The 16,768-nt window shown below is 65.6% G+C and carries 15 protein-coding genes and 1 tRNA gene; 11 read left to right on the forward strand and 5 right to left on the reverse strand.

Annotated features, from left to right (window positions below; genetic code table 11):
* The first annotated feature begins 81 nt into the window (after positions 1-81).
* Positions 82-1,341 carry a tryptophan synthase subunit beta gene (gene trpB, locus ACOHWE_RS08780; protein WP_420665726.1) on the forward strand — a complete coding sequence of 420 codons (1,260 nt, stop codon included), beginning with the start codon at positions 82-84 and terminating at the stop codon, positions 1,339-1,341.
* A 233-nt stretch (positions 1,342-1,574) separates the two neighbouring features.
* Here the strand turns inward: trpB and ACOHWE_RS08785 are convergent, their stop codons facing one another.
* Both ACOHWE_RS08785 and ychF read right to left on the reverse strand, forming a co-directional pair.
* Positions 1,575-1,955 (reverse strand): DUF2237 family protein, encoded by a 381-nt coding sequence (locus tag ACOHWE_RS08785; protein WP_420665727.1) that lies wholly within the window; start codon positions 1,953-1,955, stop codon positions 1,575-1,577.
* A 201-nt stretch (positions 1,956-2,156) separates the two neighbouring features.
* Positions 2,157-3,254 (reverse strand): redox-regulated ATPase YchF, encoded by a 1,098-nt coding sequence (ychF, locus tag ACOHWE_RS08790; RefSeq protein WP_420665729.1) that lies wholly within the window; start codon positions 3,252-3,254, stop codon positions 2,157-2,159.
* Between the two features lie 213 nt (positions 3,255-3,467).
* Between ychF and ACOHWE_RS08795 the strand changes: the two genes are divergently transcribed.
* The 10 genes from ACOHWE_RS08795 to ACOHWE_RS08840 all read left to right on the forward strand — a co-directional run bounded on the left by ACOHWE_RS08795 (position 3,468) and on the right by ACOHWE_RS08840 (position 13,146).
* Positions 3,468-3,965: an acyloxyacyl hydrolase gene (locus ACOHWE_RS08795; RefSeq protein ID WP_420665730.1), complete on the forward strand. Its 498-nt coding sequence runs from the start codon at positions 3,468-3,470 to the stop codon at positions 3,963-3,965.
* An 86-nt stretch (positions 3,966-4,051) separates the two neighbouring features.
* Positions 4,052-4,843: a tryptophan synthase subunit alpha gene (gene trpA / locus ACOHWE_RS08800; RefSeq protein WP_420665731.1), complete on the forward strand. Its 792-nt coding sequence runs from the start codon at positions 4,052-4,054 to the stop codon at positions 4,841-4,843.
* A gap of 88 nt (positions 4,844-4,931) precedes the next feature.
* On the forward strand, positions 4,932-5,678 hold the full coding sequence (locus ACOHWE_RS08805; protein ID WP_420665732.1) for a hypothetical protein: 747 nt from the start codon (positions 4,932-4,934) through the stop codon (positions 5,676-5,678).
* Between the two features lie 151 nt (positions 5,679-5,829).
* Positions 5,830-6,996 carry an alpha-hydroxy acid oxidase gene (locus tag ACOHWE_RS08810; protein WP_420665733.1) on the forward strand — a complete coding sequence of 389 codons (1,167 nt, stop codon included), beginning with the start codon at positions 5,830-5,832 and terminating at the stop codon, positions 6,994-6,996.
* Positions 6,997-7,121: 125 nt separating this feature from the next.
* Complete coding sequence (locus ACOHWE_RS08815) at positions 7,122-7,751, forward strand: 50S ribosomal protein L25/general stress protein Ctc (RefSeq protein WP_420665734.1); 630 nt, start codon at positions 7,122-7,124, stop codon at positions 7,749-7,751.
* 425 nt (positions 7,752-8,176) lie between these two features.
* On the forward strand, positions 8,177-8,878 hold the full coding sequence (gene pth / locus ACOHWE_RS08820) for an aminoacyl-tRNA hydrolase (protein WP_420665736.1): 702 nt from the start codon (positions 8,177-8,179) through the stop codon (positions 8,876-8,878).
* A 19-nt stretch (positions 8,879-8,897) separates the two neighbouring features.
* Positions 8,898-9,818, forward strand: coding sequence for a nucleoside hydrolase (locus tag ACOHWE_RS08825; RefSeq protein ID WP_420665737.1), 921 nt, complete (start codon positions 8,898-8,900; stop codon positions 9,816-9,818).
* A 195-nt stretch (positions 9,819-10,013) separates the two neighbouring features.
* A tRNA-Ser gene (locus ACOHWE_RS08830) sits at positions 10,014-10,103 on the forward strand.
* A gap of 190 nt (positions 10,104-10,293) precedes the next feature.
* The gene (locus ACOHWE_RS08835) at positions 10,294-12,237 is read left to right on the forward strand and encodes a PhoX family protein (protein ID WP_420665738.1); all 1,944 of its coding nucleotides are present in this window, start codon (positions 10,294-10,296) and stop codon (positions 12,235-12,237) included.
* Positions 12,238-12,411: 174 nt separating this feature from the next.
* Complete coding sequence (locus ACOHWE_RS08840) at positions 12,412-13,146, forward strand: metallophosphoesterase family protein (protein ID WP_420665740.1); 735 nt, start codon at positions 12,412-12,414, stop codon at positions 13,144-13,146.
* 94 nt (positions 13,147-13,240) lie between these two features.
* Here ACOHWE_RS08840 and ACOHWE_RS08845 read toward each other — a convergent pair whose 3' ends face one another.
* From ACOHWE_RS08845 to ACOHWE_RS08855, 3 genes are read right to left on the reverse strand one after another with little or no spacing between them, the layout of a single operon-like run.
* A complete protein-coding gene (locus ACOHWE_RS08845) occupies positions 13,241-14,167 on the reverse strand; it encodes a carbohydrate kinase family protein (RefSeq protein ID WP_420665741.1) in 927 nt (308 codons plus the stop codon).
* Positions 14,168-14,171: 4 nt separating this feature from the next.
* A complete protein-coding gene (locus ACOHWE_RS08850) occupies positions 14,172-15,707 on the reverse strand; it encodes a mannitol dehydrogenase family protein (RefSeq protein ID WP_420665743.1) in 1,536 nt (511 codons plus the stop codon).
* Between the two features lie 46 nt (positions 15,708-15,753).
* Positions 15,754-16,758 (reverse strand): ABC transporter ATP-binding protein, encoded by a 1,005-nt coding sequence (locus ACOHWE_RS08855; RefSeq protein WP_420665744.1) that lies wholly within the window; start codon positions 16,756-16,758, stop codon positions 15,754-15,756.
* Positions 16,759-16,768: the final 10 nt, after the last annotated feature.

Here is a 16,768-nt window from a genome sequence, read left to right on the forward strand (position 1 = left end):
CCAGGACATCCCGCAATGCCTCGCTTGCCCTTGCCGCCCTTGCGCACTAGGACAGGAGGGAGCGACAGAAGGGCAAGAACCATGGCCGACGATCTTTTCAACAGCTTCATGAACGGGCCGGACGAGAATGGCCGTTTCGGCATCTTTGGCGGACGTTTCGTCTCCGAAACGCTGATGCCGCTGATCCTGAGCCTGGAAGAGGAATACAACCGCGCCAAGGACGATCCGTCCTTCTGGGCCGAGATGGATGACCTCTGGAAGCATTATGTCGGCCGTCCCAGCCCGCTCTACTACGCCGAGCGGCTGACGGAGCATTTGGGCGGTGCCAAGATCTACTTGAAGCGCGACGAGCTCAATCACACCGGCGCGCACAAGGTGAACAACGTGCTGGGTCAGATCCTGCTGGCGCGGCGCATGGGCAAGACCCGCATCATCGCGGAGACCGGCGCGGGTCAGCACGGCGTGGCCACCGCCACCGTCTGCGCCAAGTTCGGCTTGAAATGCGTGGTCTACATGGGCGCGCATGACGTGCGCCGCCAGGCGCCGAACGTGTTCCGCATGCGGCTTCTGGGCGCCGAGGTGATCCCGGTGACCTCTGGCCGCGGCACGCTGAAGGATGCGATGAACGATGCGCTGCGCGACTGGGTGACCAACGTGCGCGACACGTTCTACTGCATCGGCACGGTGGCGGGCCCGCATCCCTACCCGGCGATGGTGCGCGACTTCCAGTCGGTGATCGGCAAGGAGGTACGCTGGCAGCTGGCGGAGCAGGAGGGCGAAGGCCGCCTGCCCGACACGGTGATCGCGGCGATCGGCGGCGGCTCCAACGCGATGGGGCTGTTCTACCCCTTCCTCGACGACAAGTCGGTGAATATCATCGGGGTCGAGGCCGGCGGCAAGGGGGTGGACGAGAAGATGCAGCACTGTGCGTCGCTCACCGGCGGCCGTCCGGGCGTGCTGCATGGCAACCGCACCTATCTGTTGCAGGACGAAGACGGGCAGATCCTCGAGGGCTTCTCGATTTCCGCCGGGCTCGACTATCCGGGCATCGGGCCGGAGCATTCCTGGCTGCATGAGACCGGCCGCGCAAAGTATGTCTCGATCACCGACAAGGAGGCACTGGAAGCGTTCCAGCTCTCCTGCGCGATGGAAGGCATCATCCCGGCGTTGGAGCCCTCTCATGCGCTGGCGCACGTGATGAAGATCGCGCCGGAGCTGCCGAAGGACCATATCATCGTGATGAACATGTGCGGCCGCGGCGACAAGGACGTCTACACAGTGGCAAAGCACCTCGGCTTTGACATGTCCGATACCGAGGAAGGGCGCACCTTCGAGGACTGAGCGGGGGCGGGCGGCCGGGTTGCAAGAGCCTGTGACCCGGCACTGAGTGCGTGAAGCCGCGCGTCGCCGCCGCGAGGGGGAGCGCCGGCGATGCGCGGCGGCCTTCGGCCTTGTTCCGCGCTTGGGGGCAAATCGCGGATCTCGCTGGCGGCAGCCAAGGTTGCTTCCGGCTGCGGAGCCCGTGTCGCGATCTAAAGAATGTGGAGCGGGGCGATAACTGCCCGCAGCCGGTCTCAGGCCGGATTGGCCATAGCGTAACTGCGCAGCACCGAAAGCGGCACAACCTCCAGGGCCCGTGCGTGGGTGGCCTCCAGATGCACCCGCGGCGCGCAGCCTTCGTCCGCGGCCTGCAGGAAGCGCGCGGCGCAGAGGCACCAGCGGTCGCCCGGTTTCAGCCCGGCAAAGCCGAGGTCGGGGCGCGGGGTGGAAAGGTCGTTGCCGACATATTTGGAGAAGGCCAGGAATTCCGCCGTCATTACCGCGCAGATGGTGTGGCTGCCCATGTCCTCGGCGCAGGTGTTGCAATGGCCGTCGCGGAAAAAACCGGTGAGCGGGTCAGCCGAGCAACTGGCCAGCGGTCCGCCGAGGACGTTGATGCTTCTGTCTTTTTCCATCGCGAAGCTGCCTGTTTCTGGGTCCCTGTGCAATGGCCGCACCCAGCGGCCGCCCCTGTGATAGTAGCGCATGCGGCGAATCTGTCGCGGGGAATTTCTGACGCAGGGCAGCGGGGCCGGCGAACAGAGGCAGGGATATCAGACGCAAGCCGCCCGCCGGGGCGGGCCGGCGGGCGGTGATTCATGGCAGATAGCGCTGGCTCAGGTGTTGAAAAGGAAGTGCAGCACGTCGCCGTCCTTCACCACGTAGCTCTTGCCCTCGGCGCGCATCTTGCCGGCTTCCTTGGCGCCCTGCTCACCGTTGCAGGCGATGAAATCGTCATAGGCGATGGTCTCAGCCCGGATGAAGCCCTTCTCGAAGTCGCCGTGGATGACGCCGGCCGCCTGCGGTGCGGCGGTGCCGGTGCGGATGGTCCAAGCGCGGGCCTCTTTCGGTCCGACGGTGAAATATGTCTCCAGGTGCAGCAACTCGTAGCCCGCGCGGATCAGGCGGTCGAGACCGGCTTCGCTGAGGCCCATCTCCTCGAGGAACATCTGCGCTTCTTCGGCGTCGAGCTGGCTGATCTCTTCCTCGATCTGGGCGGAGATAATCACGTGGGAGTTGCCCTCGGCGGCGGCCATTTCCGCGACCTTGGCGGAATGTTCGTTGCCCTCGACCGATTCCGCTTCGCCAACGTTGCAGACGTAAAGCACCGGCTTGGTGGTCAGGAGCTGCAGCATCTTCCAGGCCTTGGCGTCCTCGGCGCCGACCTCGACGAGGCGGGCGGGCTTGCCGTCTTCCAGCATCGCCTGCGCGGCGGCGAGGAGGCGGTCCTGCTGCTGAGCTTCCTTGTCGTTGCCCTTGAGCTTGCGCACGAGGTTGGCGCGGCGCTTCTCGATGCTTTCGAGGTCGGCGAGCATCAGCTCGGTCTCGATCACCTCGGCGTCGGCGACCGGGTCAACCCGGCCCTCCACATGGGTCACGTCCCCATCCTCGAAGCAGCGGAGCACATGGGCGATAGCGTCCACTTCGCGGATGTTGGCGAGGAACTGGTTGCCAAGGCCTTCACCCTTGGAAGCGCCCTTCACCAGCCCCGCGATGTCAACGAAGGTCATCCGGGTCGGGATGATCTGCTTGGACTTGGCGATCTCCGCCAGCTTGTACAGACGCGCATCCGGCACCGCGACCTCGCCCACGTTCGGCTCGATCGTGCAGAACGGAAAATTGGCCGCCTGCGCCGAGGCGGTCTTGGTCAGCGCGTTGAACAGTGTCGACTTACCCACGTTGGGCAGGCCGACGATTCCCATTTTAAAGCCCATTCCGGCCTCCTGATGCCACTTGGGAGCTGCTTCTAGGCAGCATTGGCGCATGGTGCAAGGCGGCTGTGGGGGGGGCGGGAGCGAAGCGCGGGGAGCGGATCTAATCGCCTTGCTGCACCGCCGCCGTAACGGGGAATTTGGCAGGCGTGTCTTGGAAACGCGGAAATTTGGAATAAGTGCAAGTAAAAGAGAGAGTTTTGCGAGGGACGCCGAATGAAACGCACTGCTGTAGCGGCAGCGGTCCTGACTGCCGCATTTGCCGCGCCCGCCGCGGCGCAGGAAGTCATCCTGGGCCTGGGCTATTCCGATTTTTCCCGCGCGGGTGCCGAGGATGGCGCCCTGGCGAGTGTGGAGTACATGCACCGGCCGTTCTATGAGGGGCGGGTGCTGTCGGCGCGGGTGGGGGCCGCCTTTGACGTGCAGGACAGCGGCGATGTGTTCTTCGGGGCTGGGGTGAGCGGCGTCTGGGACCTGCGCCGGGACTGGTTTGTCGAGGCCAGCGTGATGCCGGGCGTTTATTCCGAAAGCGTCGATCTGAATGATCTCGGCTCTACCTTCGAGATCCGCAGCCAGCTGGCGGTGGGCAAGCGGTTCCTGAACGGGCGGGCACTGTCGCTGGCGCTGTCGCACAAATCCAACGCCTCCACCGCAAACGACAATCCTGGCGTCGATACGGTGACCCTGCGTTATCATATTCCGCTCGACGGCTGAGGCGCGGGGCCACGGCGGGCGGGGCGGGATTGATTCCCTGTCCAACATGCGGCACATCTGAGCGGAAACTTCGAAAAGGTCCGGACATGACCCGCATTGACGCCAAATTCGCCGAACTGAACGCCGCCGGCCGGAAAGCCTTTGTCACCTATGTGATGGCGGGCGATCCCGATTTCGACAGCTCGCTGGAGGTGGTGAAGGGGCTGCCCGGCGCCGGCGTGGACATCATCGAGCTGGGCCTGCCCTTCACCGACCCGATGGCGGATGGGCCGACCATCCAGCTGGCGGGGCAGCGGGCGCTGGATGCCGGCATGACGCTGGAGCGGACGCTGGAGCTGGCGCGCAAGTTCCGCGAGGGCGACGACAGCACGCCGATCGTGCTGATGGGGTACTACAACCCGATCTACAACCGCGGCGTCGACAAGTTCCTCGATGACGCGAAGGCCGCAGGCATCGACGGGCTGATCGTCGTCGACCTGCCGCCGGAGGAGGATGCCGAGCTGTGCATCCCGGCGCAGAAGGCGGGGCTGAACTTCATCCGGCTGGCGACGCCGACCACCGACGACAAGCGCCTGCCCAAGGTGCTGCAGAACACCTCGGGCTTTGTCTACTATGTCTCGATCACCGGCATCACCGGTGCCGCGGAAGCCGAGGCCGGCGATGTCGGGCCTGAAGTGGCGCGGATCAAGGCGGCGACGGATCTGCCGATCATCGTGGGCTTCGGCATCAACACGCCGGAGAAGGCGGAGAAGATCGCCTCGGTCGCGGATGGCGCCGTGGTGGGCAGCGCGATCGTGGGCCAGATCGCTCAGGGCAAGTCCACCGAGGAGGTGCTGGCCTTTGTGAAGTCGCTTGCGGATGGGGCGCATCGGGGCTGACTCGTTTTGACCGCGGGTTGGCGGGCAGGTCCCCGCCAGCCCGATCATTTTCCTGATAAATTTGTAACTTATAATTCACGGATCCCACATGTTCAGAATGTATGCTCGCGCCGGGAGGAGTTTTCTTGGAAATTTCCCTCTGTTTGCGCTCTTCGCCGCAATTCTTGCCGCGGCCGATGTGATCTTTGAGCAATTGGAAATGAGCAACAACGGCGCCATCGGCGCCAGCCTGGTCCTCTACGCCATGGCAACGCTTTACAGCCACCGTTTGCTGCTGAGTGGAGAAAAGATCCCCATGGGCGCATTGTTCAGAAAGAGCAAGAATGGCCCGCTCGCGGGGCCGCAGGGACCATTCATGCTGAAGTTGATCGTTTTTTGGCTGCTCGCGGCGGTTGCGTGGGCGCTTTGTTCCTGGGGAATCTACAACACCCTAGAGGCGCCAGACCGTGGTAAAATCTTTGGTGTAGTGATACTGGGGATCCTTCCCGCTGCGCTTCTTGTCTACGTGGTCTTGGCTTTGTTGGGGACCGTTCTTCCGGCTGCTGCTGCTTTGCAGGACTCGGGGTTTTCAAACGCTCTGGCCAGGGGACAGCGGACGTTCTGGGTGACTCTGTTCCGGCTGCTGTCGGGCAACGGACTTTTTAGTCTGGCAGGGTTTGCTGGCATGATGCTCCTGATCTTGAGCATGGGTAATAGTTCGATGATTGTTGTAGAGGCCGGTCTGGGCTTTCTGGGGGAGCTGGTGGGCTTTTTTGGCATTCATCTGACCGCGGCCGCACTGTGCATGGCATATGAAGACAGCTTGCAGACGTCTGGAGAACGGGTCCCCGGTTAATTTCTTGCGGGTGCACTTGTGAGTGCCGCCGCGTCCAAAGCCGCACCCAAGGGTGCGGCTTTTTGCGTTGCGGCGCGCGGAAACAGCAGCGTTGCGGGGGCTTGCCGGAATTGGTAAGGAAACTTTACCAGATTAAGCGGAGGGGGACCCGGTGCCGGTAATCACCAATATCAACGATCTCAAGCGCATCTACGAACGCCGGGTGCCGCGGATGTTCTACGACTATGCCGAAAGCGGCAGCTGGACCGAGCAGACCTTCCGCGAAAACACCTCGGACTTCGAGAAGATCCGCCTGCGCCAGCGGGTGGCGGTGGACATGTCCGGGCGCTCCACGGCCAGCCAGATGATCGGCCAGGATGTGGCGATGCCGGTCGCGCTGGCGCCGGTGGGCCTGACGGGGATGCAGCACGCCGATGGCGAGATCAAGGCGGCGAAGGCTGCGGAAGACTTCGGCGTACCCTTTACGCTTTCCACCATGTCGATCAACTCGATCGAGGAGGTGGCCAAGGCGACCTCGAAACCCTTCTGGTTCCAGCTTTATACCATGAAGGACGAGGATTATATCCGCCGCCTCATCCAGCGCGCCAAGGATGCGAAGTGCTCGGCGCTGGTGATCACGCTGGACCTGCAGATCCTCGGCCAGCGCCACAAGGACCTTAAGAACGGCCTCTCCGCCCCGCCGAAGCTGACACCCAAGACGATTGCCAACCTGATGACGAAATGGGCCTGGGGCATCGAGATGCTGAGCGCCAAGCGGCGCAACTTCGGCAATATCGTAGGCCATGTGCAGGGAGTCTCTGATACCTCGCAGCTCGGCGTCTGGACGGCGGAGCAGTTCGACCCGTCGCTTGACTGGGGCAAGGTCGCAAAGCTGATGGAGATGTGGGGCGGCAAGGTGATCCTGAAAGGCATTCTCGACGCCGAGGATGCGCGCATGGCAGCCAAGCTGGGCGCCGACGCCATCGTGGTCTCCAACCACGGCGGGCGGCAGCTTGACGGCGCGCTCAGCTCAATCCGGATGCTGCCGGAGATCCTGGACGCGGTGGGCAGCGACGTGGAGGTGCATCTCGACAGCGGCATACGCTCCGGCCAGGACGTGCTGAAGGCGCTGGCGCTGGGGGCCAAGGGCACGATGATCGGCCGCGCCTTTGTCTACGGGCTTGGCGCGATGGGGCAGAAGGGGGTGACAACCGCGCTGGAGGTGATTCGCAAGGAGCTCGACACCACGATGGCGCTCTGCGGCGAACGCTCGGTGGAGGCGCTCGGACGCCATAATCTGCTGATCCCGGAGGATTTCGGCGGCCGCTGGCAGGCATAAGTGCTCAAGCCCGGCGGGGCGGGGGCATTTCCGCTTCCCCTGCCGCGCTTTCCGGTCTATAGGCACGGCTTCACGCGGGGTGACAGCCTTGGAGGGACCCCGCCCGAACATGATGGAGAATTAAGATGGCAAAAGAGATTCCTGATCTCGTAGCCCAGGAACGTGCGGGGACGGGCAAGGGCGCCGCTCGCGCAGCACGCCGCGCAGGCATGGTTCCGGGTGTGGTGTACGGTGGCGACGCAGAGCCGCAGGCAATCCAGATCCCGTTCAACGAGCTGCTGAAAAAGCTGAAGGCCGGCCAGTTCAAGTCCACCCTGTGGAACCTGAAGGTCGAAGGCCAGGACGACGTGCGCGTGATCTGCCGCGACGTGCAGCGTGACGTGGTGAAGGACCTGCCGACCCATTTCGACCTGATGCGCCTGCGCCGCACCTCGAAGATCAACCTGTTCATCCCGGTTGAGTTCATCAACGAGGAAGCCGCGCCCGGCATCAAGAAGGGCGGCGTGCTGACCGTTGTGCGCCCCGAAGTGGAACTGGTTGTGACCGCGGGCGACATCCCTGAGAAGATCACCGTGGACCTGACCGGCCTGAATATCGGCGACGTGGTGACCATCTCTGCCATTGAGCTGCCGGGCGGCGCCAAGCCGACCATCGACCGCGACTTCGTGATCGCCAACATCTCCGCGCCGTCGGGCCTGAAGGCTTCTGACGACGAAGGCGAGGAAGAAGGCGAAGAAGGCGAAGCCGAAGCATAAGACATCCGCCTTCGGGCCGGATGCAGGCGGGGTCCCTCGGGGCCCCGCTTTTCTGTTTTTGGGGGGGCGTTTTGCGCCGGAAAGGGCTGGTGAGCACCTGCCTGCCTGTCAGCGGGTAGCCGGGCATTGCCGGCGCGTGCGGGGGCGATCCGGAGGGAAGTGACTGGCAGTTTATCCCGGCCAAATCCGTACGCCCTTTCGAGGGACCGCCCAGCCGCAGCCAAATCGCCCCCGCGTGGGGGCGCGGCGGCGATGCGCGGCGGCCTTCGGCCTTGTTCCGCGCCGGCGTAAATTGCTTTGGCCGCCGATGCGCGGCTTGGGGGTCAGGAGCAAGCCGCAAGCACCTGCCCGCGCCCGGAGGGTGGATTTCCCCGCGGCTTCGGGGCATGTAGCATGATCAAAGCCAAACAAGCACGAGGCGCGCGATGAAACTCTTTGCCGGACTGGGCAACCCGGGACCGAAATACGCGGGCAACCGGCACAACATCGGCTTCATGGCACTGGACCGGATTGCTGCAGACCACGGGTTTTCGCCCTGGCGCAGCAAGTTTCAGGCCGAGATCTGCGAGGGCACCCTGGGCGGCGAAAAGGTGCTGCTGCTGAAGCCGCAGACCTTCATGAACCTCTCGGGCCAGCCGCTGGGCGAGGCGATGCGCTTTTACAAGCTGACCCCCGCCGATGTGGTCGTGCTGCACGACGAGCTGGACCTGGCACCGGGCAAGGCGCGGGTGAAACAGGGCGGCGGCCATGCGGGCCACAACGGGCTGCGCTCCATCCATTCGCATATCGGGCCGGATTATGCCCGGGTGCGGATCGGCATCGGCCACCCCGGCCACAAGGATGCGGTCGCGGGCTACGTGCTGCGCGACTTTGCCAAGGCGGACGAGGCCTGGCTCGACGACCTGCTGCGCGGTATTTCCGACGGCGCGGCGGACCTTGCCCGCGGCGATGGCGGAAAGTTCATGAATGCCGTTGCCCTGAGGGTGGCGCCGCCGCGCAGCTCGGGCGGCAACGGCGATGGCAAGGGGTCAAAGGCTGAGAAGGCGGGACAGGGCGGCGATCCGAAGCCCGGGCCGGAGCCGGACGCGCGCTCGCCGCTGGAAAAGCTGATCGATAAATTCAAGTAAGCGCTGGGAGAACACGCACATGGTGAAGCTGATCATCGACACGGATCCGGGCATCGACGATGCCATGGCGATCTTCTACGCGGCGGCGGCGCCGGACATCGAGCTCTTGGGGCTCACCACCATCTTTGGCAATGTGACCACTGCCACTGCCACCCGAAATGCGCTGCGCCTCCTCGAGGCTGCGGGCGTCGATGCGCCGGTGGCCCAAGGAGCGGCGGCGCCGCTGAAACTGCCGCCCTTCAAGCCCTCCGCCCATGTCCATGGCGAGGAAGGCTTCGGTGACATCCCCGCGGCGGAGCCCAAAGGCGCGCCGCTGGCCGAGGAGGCCGCAGCGTTCCTCTGCCGCATGGCGCGCGAGCACAAGGGCGAGCTGGTGGTCTGCCCGGTCGGCCCGCTCACAAACATCGCCCGCGCGCTGGAGCTGGACCCGGAGTTCGCGCGTAACGTGAAGCAGATCGTCATCATGGGCGGCTCGCTGGAGGAAGGCGGCAACATCACCCCGCATGCCGAGGCCAACATCTACCACGACCCGCACGCGGCGGATGCGGTATTTGCATCGGGTGCCGATGTGGTGATGGTGGGGCTCGACGTCACCCACCGCATCCAGTGCTCGACCGCGGATTTCGACGGTATCGCGGAACGCGCGCCGCGGCTCGGCGGCATGCTCAAGGAGATGTCGGAGTTCTACCTGCGCTTCTATCTTTCGGTCGGCAAGCACGAGGGCTGCTCGCTGCACGACCCGGCGGCGGTGATCGCCTGCACGCATCCGCAGCTCTTCGGCATGCGCGAGGTGCCGCTGAAGGTCTCCTGCGAGGGCGATACCATCGGTGCCACGCTGAGGGACGAAGGCTCCGGCCGCGCGCCGGTCAAGGTCTGCATGACGACGGACTCGGAGGCGGTGAAGACCCTGTTCCTGGAGCGGCTGGCGCAGCTCTCCTGATCCGCCATTCTGCTCGCGGCGGCCTCTTTCCGGCCGCCGCGGACCCCGGCAAAGTCCAAGAAAACCCCGCCCGCGCCGGGCTTTCGCTGGTATCCCCGGCCCCCTGCCGCAAGCCGCGCGCGAAATTTGCCGGTCCGCCCATAAATTTCAAAAAACGCCTTGTTTCCCCTGAGGCTGGCACATATACGGGTCAGCGGAGACGTGGCCGAGTGGTCGAAGGCGCTCCCCTGCTAAGGGAGTAGGCGGGAAACCGTCTCGAGGGTTCGAATCCCTTCGTCTCCGCCATCTTTTCTAACCTGAAACACGTTTGCCAGGCTGGCGGCGATACAAGAGCCGCAGGATCGGCGATTTCCTGTTGCGTCTGGCGCACGGGGACGGATCGTCATAAAAATTTTGCCCACAATCTATTAAACTCCTAGCGATTGGCTGCGGCGCGTGGGCGCTGCGGCCAGGTTGAGCCAGCTGGGAGCGAGCGATGAGCAAGAAAGAGACCACGCAAAAGCGCAGAATGTCGGCGGACGAGTGGGACGAGGTGAATTTCCCGCGGCCCGAGACGCAGGAGTTCGACCGGGTGGTGGAACGGGCGATTTCGCGCCGCGGATTCCTGGGCGGGGCGCTTGCCTTCGGCTCGGGCGCTGCGGTGATGGGCACCGGAATGCTCAAGGGCGGCACCGCCCTGGCGCAGGGCGCCAGCCGGTTCCCCTTCGAGCAGATCGCGATCCAGACCGACGGCACCGTCCACGTCCCCGAGGGCTTTACTTGGGACGTGATGGTGCGCTGGGGCGATCCGCTTTTCTCCGGCGCGCCGGAGTTCGATGCAAAGACCGGCATCCCGACCGAAGGATCGGACCGCGTGTTCGGCGAGAATACCGACGGGATGGAGCTGTTCTCCATCGATGGCCGTGCGGTCCTCGCTGTGAACAGTGAGTACGCCAACACCGATATCAATCTCGGCCGCCCGCCGATGGAGGGGGAAGAGGATATCGCCCCGGCCTCCGCTGACGAAGTGCTGCGGCTGCAGAACTTCCAGGGCGTTTCGGTCATGGAGATCGCGGAGGGCGAAAGCGGCTGGTCGGTCGTGGTGGACAGCCCCCTGAACCGCCGCATCACCCACAACACGCCGATGACGCTCGACGGGCCCGCGGCGGGGCACGCGCTGTTGCAGACCGAGGCCGACCCGTCCGGGACGCAATCGCTCGGCACCTTCAACAACTGCGGCTCGGGCCGCACGCCCTGGGGCACCTATCTGACCTGTGAAGAAAACTTCAACGGCTACTTCGGCGCAACCGAAGGCCTGCCGGGGGACGAACCGCACGCCGCGGGCTACGCGCGCTATGGCATCTCCGAAGATGGCTGGGGCTACAATTACCATATCCACGATGCGCGCTTCGATGTGTCCCGCAACCCGAACGAGCCGCACCGCGCGGGCTATATCGTGGAGATCGACCCTTCGGACCCGGAGAGCACGCCAGTCAAGCACACCGCGCTGGGCCGCTTCAAGCACGAGAACGCGGCCACCGCGCTGGCCGAAGACGGGCGGCTTGTCGTCTACATGGGCGACGATGAGCGCGGCGAGTTCATGTACAAGTGGGTAAGCCGCGACCCCTATGAGGAAGGCGGCGACACCTCCACGCTGATGGTGGAGGGGCAGCTCTATGCCGCGGTGTTCGACGACGACATGACCGGCACCTGGGTTGCGCTGACGCCCGAGGCAACCGGCATGGAGCCTGCGGAGATCGCGGTCTTCACCCGCATGGCAGGCTCGGCCGTGGGGGCGACGACGATGGACCGCCCGGAATGGATCGCGGTCAACTCCACCGCGCCCGAGGCCTATTGCTGCCTCACCAACAACAGCCGCCGCGGCGTGCAGGCTGAGGACGGCACGGTGAAGACCAATGCCGGCGGCGATCCGATGACGGTGAACGCCCCCAACCCGCGGGAGACCAACGAATACGGCCAGATCGTGCGCTGGCGCCCGGAAGGCGGGGACCACGGTGCGGAGGCCTTCGAGTGGGACCTCTACGTGATGGCGGGCAATCCCGAGGTGCACAACGGCACGCTCTATGCGGGGTCGGAGAACGTCAACGCGGGCAACCTGTTCAACTCGCCCGACGGGATGCAGGTGGACAGCACCGGCCTGATCTGGATCCAGACTGACGGGGACGACAGCAACGAGGGCGATTTCGCGGGCATGGGCAACAATCAGATGCTTGCGGGCGACCCCGAAACCGGCGAGATCCGCCGCTTCCTGACCGGGCCGAAAGGTGCGGAGGTGACGGGTCTCACCTGGTCGCCGGACCGGCGGACGATGTTCGTCGGCATCCAGCACCCGGACGCCCCGTTCCCGGATGGCCCGGGCAGCCTGCCGCGCTCGGCGGTCATCTGGGTGAAGCGCGCCGACAATGGACCGGTCGGCTGATACCCGCTTCGGTGCCCCGGGCCGCGCGGCGTGTTCTTGGCCTGCCGCACCAGCTGAGCGGGCCCGCTTGCCCCGTGGCGGGCAGGCGGCTATCACGGTCCAGGCTGGCAAGGCTGCGGCGTGCTGTCCCGCGCCGGGATTACCGCCGCCACTAAGGCAGGGGGAGAGCCGCTTATGGTGCTGTCATCCTTCATGCGGAAGTTTGGAAAGGGTGCCGCCTTTGCAAACCCCGCTCCCGGGGCGCCGCTTTGCGTCATTGGCGATGTGCATGGCTGCCTGCCGCTCTTGGAACGGCTGCTGGCTCAGGTGCCGGCGGATCACCGGGTCATCCTGGCCGGGGATTACATCGACCGCGGCCCGTACAGCGCCGGGGTGCTGCGTTATCTTTCTGCGCGCCCGGAACTGACCTGCCTGATGGGCAACCATGAGGACATGCTGCTGGGGTTCCTCCAAGAGCCCGCCCGCGACGGCCCGCTCTGGATCGGGAACGGGGGGCTGCAGACACTGGCCTCCTTCGGTGTCCGGGGGCCTGGTCCGCGGATGAGCGGGGAAGACCTGGGTCTCTGCCGCGACCGGCTGCGGGAGGCGATGGGGGAGGCGTTGATTGCCTGGCTGGCCGGACTGAAGACCTCGGTGCTGTCGGGCAGCGTGCTGGTGGCCCATGCCGGGGCGGACCCGCGTGCTGCCCCGTCCGAGCAGGAAAGGGAGACGCTTTTGTGGGGGCATCCGGATTTCTGCCGCATTCCCAGAAGCGACGGCATCTGGGTGGTGCACGGCCATACCATCGTTTTCAGAGCGGCGGCGAAACAGGGACGGATCGCGCTCGATACGGGGGCCTTTGCCACGGGCCGGCTCTCTGCCGTCTGCCTGGATGGCGGCGCCCCGCGGTTCCTGACCGCGCAGATGTGAAGGGCCACTATATGGATGCGGCCCGCGCGTGCGGCTTGCAGCGCGGGGCCGGTGGTATGGTCAAAAGCGCCCCGCGGCACTTGGCGGAATATTGCTACAGCTCTTCTGCCCAGGGCGGGTTGGCGCCCGGGCGGGAGACGGTCACCGACGCCACCTTCGCGCCGTACCGCATCGCCTGTTCGAGGGTTTCAGGCGGCAGCGCGGCGAGCGCCGGTTTGGTGAGCTGGCCCAGCTCGGAGAGTTTCGCCAGCACGCCCGCATTGAACGTGTCGCCCGCGCCGACGGTATCGGCGATCTCGGCCCGCACGGCGGGCACCTGCACCTCGGCACCGCCTGCCAGGTAACCGGTGGCGCCCTCGCCGCCGCGGGTCAGGATTACCACAGACGGTCCGCGCTCCAGCAGGGCAAAGACCTTCTCCTGGAGGGAAAGTGGATCGGGCAGCAGCCAGTTCAGATCCTCGTCGGAGACCTTGACGATATCCGCCTGCGCCACCATGCGGTCGAGCCGGGCGCGGTAGCGGGTGATGTCCTTGATAAAGCGGGGGCGGATGTTCGGGTCGATCATCACCGCGCGGCCCTGGCCTTCGCGTTCCAGCAGGACAGCGTAGGCTTCCGCGCAGGGTTCCGAGGCCAGGCTGATGCCGCCGAAGAACAGCGCCGAGATCTCCGCAGGCAGCTTGGGCATGGCGGCAGGCTCCAGCATGCGCCCGGCTGAATTCTCGTCAAAGAAGCAGTAGGTGGCGTGGCCGTCCACCAGCCGCACAAAAGCCAGCGTCGTGGGGCGGCCGGATTGGATCACCTGCGAGGTGTCCACATGGCTTGCCTTCAGCGCTTCGGCCAGCTGGCGGCCGAACATGTCGGTGGAAAGGCCGGTCAGCATGCCGGCCCGCGCGCCAAGGCGGCCAAGCGCGATGGCGGTGTTGAACACCGCGCCGCCGGCATGGGGCACGAAGCCGTCAGGCCCGGCAGCGGTCGGCGCGGGGATCATGTCGATCAGGGCTTCGCCGCAGCAGAGGATCATGGTTTCAGGTTCCTTTAGCGTACTGCGCCCCGTCACGGGGCTGGTCCTGCGCAATATAGGTGCGCAGGGCGGCTTCGCTGCCCTGATCCCAGATCAGGGTGAGCCAGCGGGCGAATTCATCGGCAAAGCGGGTGTCCGCCGCCAGCGTTCCGTAGATATGGCGCTGTTCAAGCCAGGCCTGCGGGCGCAGCCGGGCCGCCTGGGCGGCAGCGTGAAGGCTGTCCCATTGCGGGTCGTTGGGCTCGATGGCGCTGCCGTCCTCCCGGGTGCCTGCGCACATCCGGGCCCAGAGCGCTTCCACCAGACTCAGCCCCGCCACCGGGCCGCCCGCGGCCAGCGCGTCGCGCAGGATCGGCAGCACGAAGCCCGGGTGCCGCGAGGCGCCGTCGAAGGCCACGCGCCGGGTGGTGTCGCGGATCGCGGGGTTAGAGAAGCGCCGCTCGATCAGCTGCACGTAGTCTTCGGGGGGCATCTCCGGAACCGCGTCCACGTAAGGCGCGATCTCCTGCCGCTGGACCTTGCGGAACAGGCCGGAAAGCAGCGGGTGCGTGATGCAATCGGCGATGGTCGCGAGCCCCAGCAGTTCCCCCGCGCCCGCCAGCACCTGATGGCCTGCGTTGAGGATGCGGATTTTCATCGACTCGTAGTCATGCACTGAGGAGGTGAAGACCGCTCCGGCCTTGTCCCAGTCGGGGCGGCCGGCGCAGAAGTCATCTTCGATCACCCACTGGCGGTAGTTTTCATGGGTGACGGGTGCGGCATCGTCGATGCCCAGCTTGCAGACCAGCGCGATTTCGTCCGGTCCGGTGGCGGGGACGATGCAGTCGACCATGGAGTCCGGGAAGCTGCACTCGGTGTCGATCCACTCTGCCAGCGCCGGGTCGGAGAGCCCCGCAAGCGAGACCACCGCCTGCCGGGTGATGCGGCCGTTGCCGCGCAGGTTGTCGCAGCTCTGCACGGTGAAGGGGCCGGTGCCAGAATCGCGGCGCAGTTTCAGCGCGGAGACGATGGCGCCGAAGACGGTGCGCGGATGGTCCGGGTTTGCGGCGTCGTGGCGGATGTCCGGGTGCGCCGCGTCCAGCCCGCCGGTCGCCGGATCGAGGTAGTAGCCGCCCTCGGTCACGGTGAGGGAGACGATGCGGATCGCGGGATCGGCCATCGCGCGGATCAGCGCGCCGTTGCCTTCCTCGATCGGCAGGTAGCCGGTCATGGCGCCGGTGACCTCGGCCGTCACACCATCGGGGGAAAGCTCGATCAGCGTGGTCAGGCAGTCCTGCGCCAGCAGTTTCTGCCGCATGGCGGCATCATAGGGGCGCACGCCCGCGCCGAGGATGGCCCAGTCCTGCGCCAGCCCCTGCTGCATCAGCCGGTGCAGATACCAGGCCTGATGCGCGCGGTGGAAGTTGCCGAGCCCGATGTGGATGATCCCGGGCGTCAGTGCGCCGCGGTCGTACCCTGGGCCCGCAATGCCTGCTGGCAGGCTCTGCAAGGCGGCCTCGCTCAGTTTCACGGGCGCGGGGTTTTCCGTGTGCCGTTCCATCAGCCCCTCCATTGCTCACCTGTCCTGCGGCTCATTGCACGCGGGCTCATACGATCCGCAAGCCTTCGGCGTCGAATTTGTGGACCACATCGGCGCGCGGGGTCATGAAGATACGGTCGCCGTGGCGGAAGCTCACTTCGCCGCTGGCGCGCACGGTGATGGTTTCCGCCAGCCCGGTGCCGTGGACGTGGAGGAAAGTGTCCGAACCCAGATGCTCCGAGACGCTGACAGTGCCCGACCAGGCGCCGTCCTCGGCCGAGACGTCGATATGCTCGGGCCGGATGCCGATGGTATGGGCGCCGTATTTCCTGGCTTCCGCGCCTTCGATGAAGTTCATCTTGGGGGAGCCGATGAAGCCGGCCACAAACTTGTTGCGCGGGGTGTGATAGAGCTCCAGCGGCGAGCCCACCTGCTCGATCACCCCGGCACGAAGCACCACGATCTTGTCAGCCATGGTCATCGCTTCGACCTGGTCGTGGGTCACGTAGACCATCGTGGTTTCCAGCCGTTCGTGCAGTTCGGAGATTTCCAGGCGCATCCCCACCCTGAGCGCCGCGTCGAGGTTCGAGAGCGGCTCGTCGAACAGGAAGGCGGAGGGTTCGCGCACGATGGCGCGGCCGATCGCTACCCGCTGGCGCTGGCCGCCCGACAGCTGGCCGGGACGGCGGTCCAGGTAGTCGGTGAGGTTCAGCGCCCTGGCGGCAGCCTCGATGCGCCGGTCCTGTTCCTCGGCGGGAACCTTGGCCATGCGCATCGGGAAGGCAATGTTCTTGCGCACCGACATATGCGGGTAAAGCGCGTAGGACTGAAACACCATGGCAAGGCCGCGTTTGGCGGGGGGCACATGGGTGGCGTCCTGCTTGTCGATGCGGATCTGGCCGGAGCTTACGTCTTCCAGCCCGGCGATCAGCCGCAGCAGGGTGGACTTGCCGCAGCCCGAGGGGCCGACGAAGACGGTAAACTCGCCATCTTCGATGGTCAGGTCCAGGGGCGGGATGACTTGCACGTCGCCAAAGCTTTTGGAGACTTTGTCCAGAGTGATGCGTCCCATAAGCGTGTCT

Source organism: Cribrihabitans neustonicus (assembly GCF_048820895.1).
In the GTDB taxonomy this organism is placed as follows: domain Bacteria; phylum Pseudomonadota; class Alphaproteobacteria; order Rhodobacterales; family Rhodobacteraceae; genus Cribrihabitans_A; species Cribrihabitans_A neustonicus.

Bases quoted from the DNA above. Each gene is read 5' to 3' on its own strand.
- trpB (WP_420665726.1), top strand. From the start codon at position 82: ATGGCCGACGATCTTTTCAACAGCTTCATGAACGGGCCGGACGAGAAT.
- ACOHWE_RS08785 (WP_420665727.1), bottom strand. From the start codon at position 1,955: ATGGAAAAAGACAGAAGCATCAACGTCCTCGGCGGACCGCTGGCCAGT.
- ychF (WP_420665729.1), bottom strand. From the start codon at position 3,254: ATGGGCTTTAAAATGGGAATCGTCGGCCTGCCCAACGTGGGTAAGTCG.
- ACOHWE_RS08795 (WP_420665730.1), top strand. From the start codon at position 3,468: ATGAAACGCACTGCTGTAGCGGCAGCGGTCCTGACTGCCGCATTTGCC.
- trpA (WP_420665731.1), top strand. From the start codon at position 4,052: ATGACCCGCATTGACGCCAAATTCGCCGAACTGAACGCCGCCGGCCGG.
- ACOHWE_RS08805 (WP_420665732.1), top strand. From the start codon at position 4,932: ATGTTCAGAATGTATGCTCGCGCCGGGAGGAGTTTTCTTGGAAATTTC.
- ACOHWE_RS08815 (WP_420665734.1), top strand. From the start codon at position 7,122: ATGGCAAAAGAGATTCCTGATCTCGTAGCCCAGGAACGTGCGGGGACG.
- pth (WP_420665736.1), top strand. From the start codon at position 8,177: ATGAAACTCTTTGCCGGACTGGGCAACCCGGGACCGAAATACGCGGGC.
- ACOHWE_RS08825 (WP_420665737.1), top strand. From the start codon at position 8,898: ATGGTGAAGCTGATCATCGACACGGATCCGGGCATCGACGATGCCATG.
- ACOHWE_RS08835 (WP_420665738.1), top strand. From the start codon at position 10,294: ATGAGCAAGAAAGAGACCACGCAAAAGCGCAGAATGTCGGCGGACGAG.
- ACOHWE_RS08840 (WP_420665740.1), top strand. From the start codon at position 12,412: ATGGTGCTGTCATCCTTCATGCGGAAGTTTGGAAAGGGTGCCGCCTTT.
- ACOHWE_RS08845 (WP_420665741.1), bottom strand. From the start codon at position 14,167: ATGATCCTCTGCTGCGGCGAAGCCCTGATCGACATGATCCCCGCGCCG.
- ACOHWE_RS08850 (WP_420665743.1), bottom strand. From the start codon at position 15,707: ATGGAACGGCACACGGAAAACCCCGCGCCCGTGAAACTGAGCGAGGCC.
- ACOHWE_RS08855 (WP_420665744.1), bottom strand. From the start codon at position 16,758: ATGGGACGCATCACTCTGGACAAAGTCTCCAAAAGCTTTGGCGACGTG.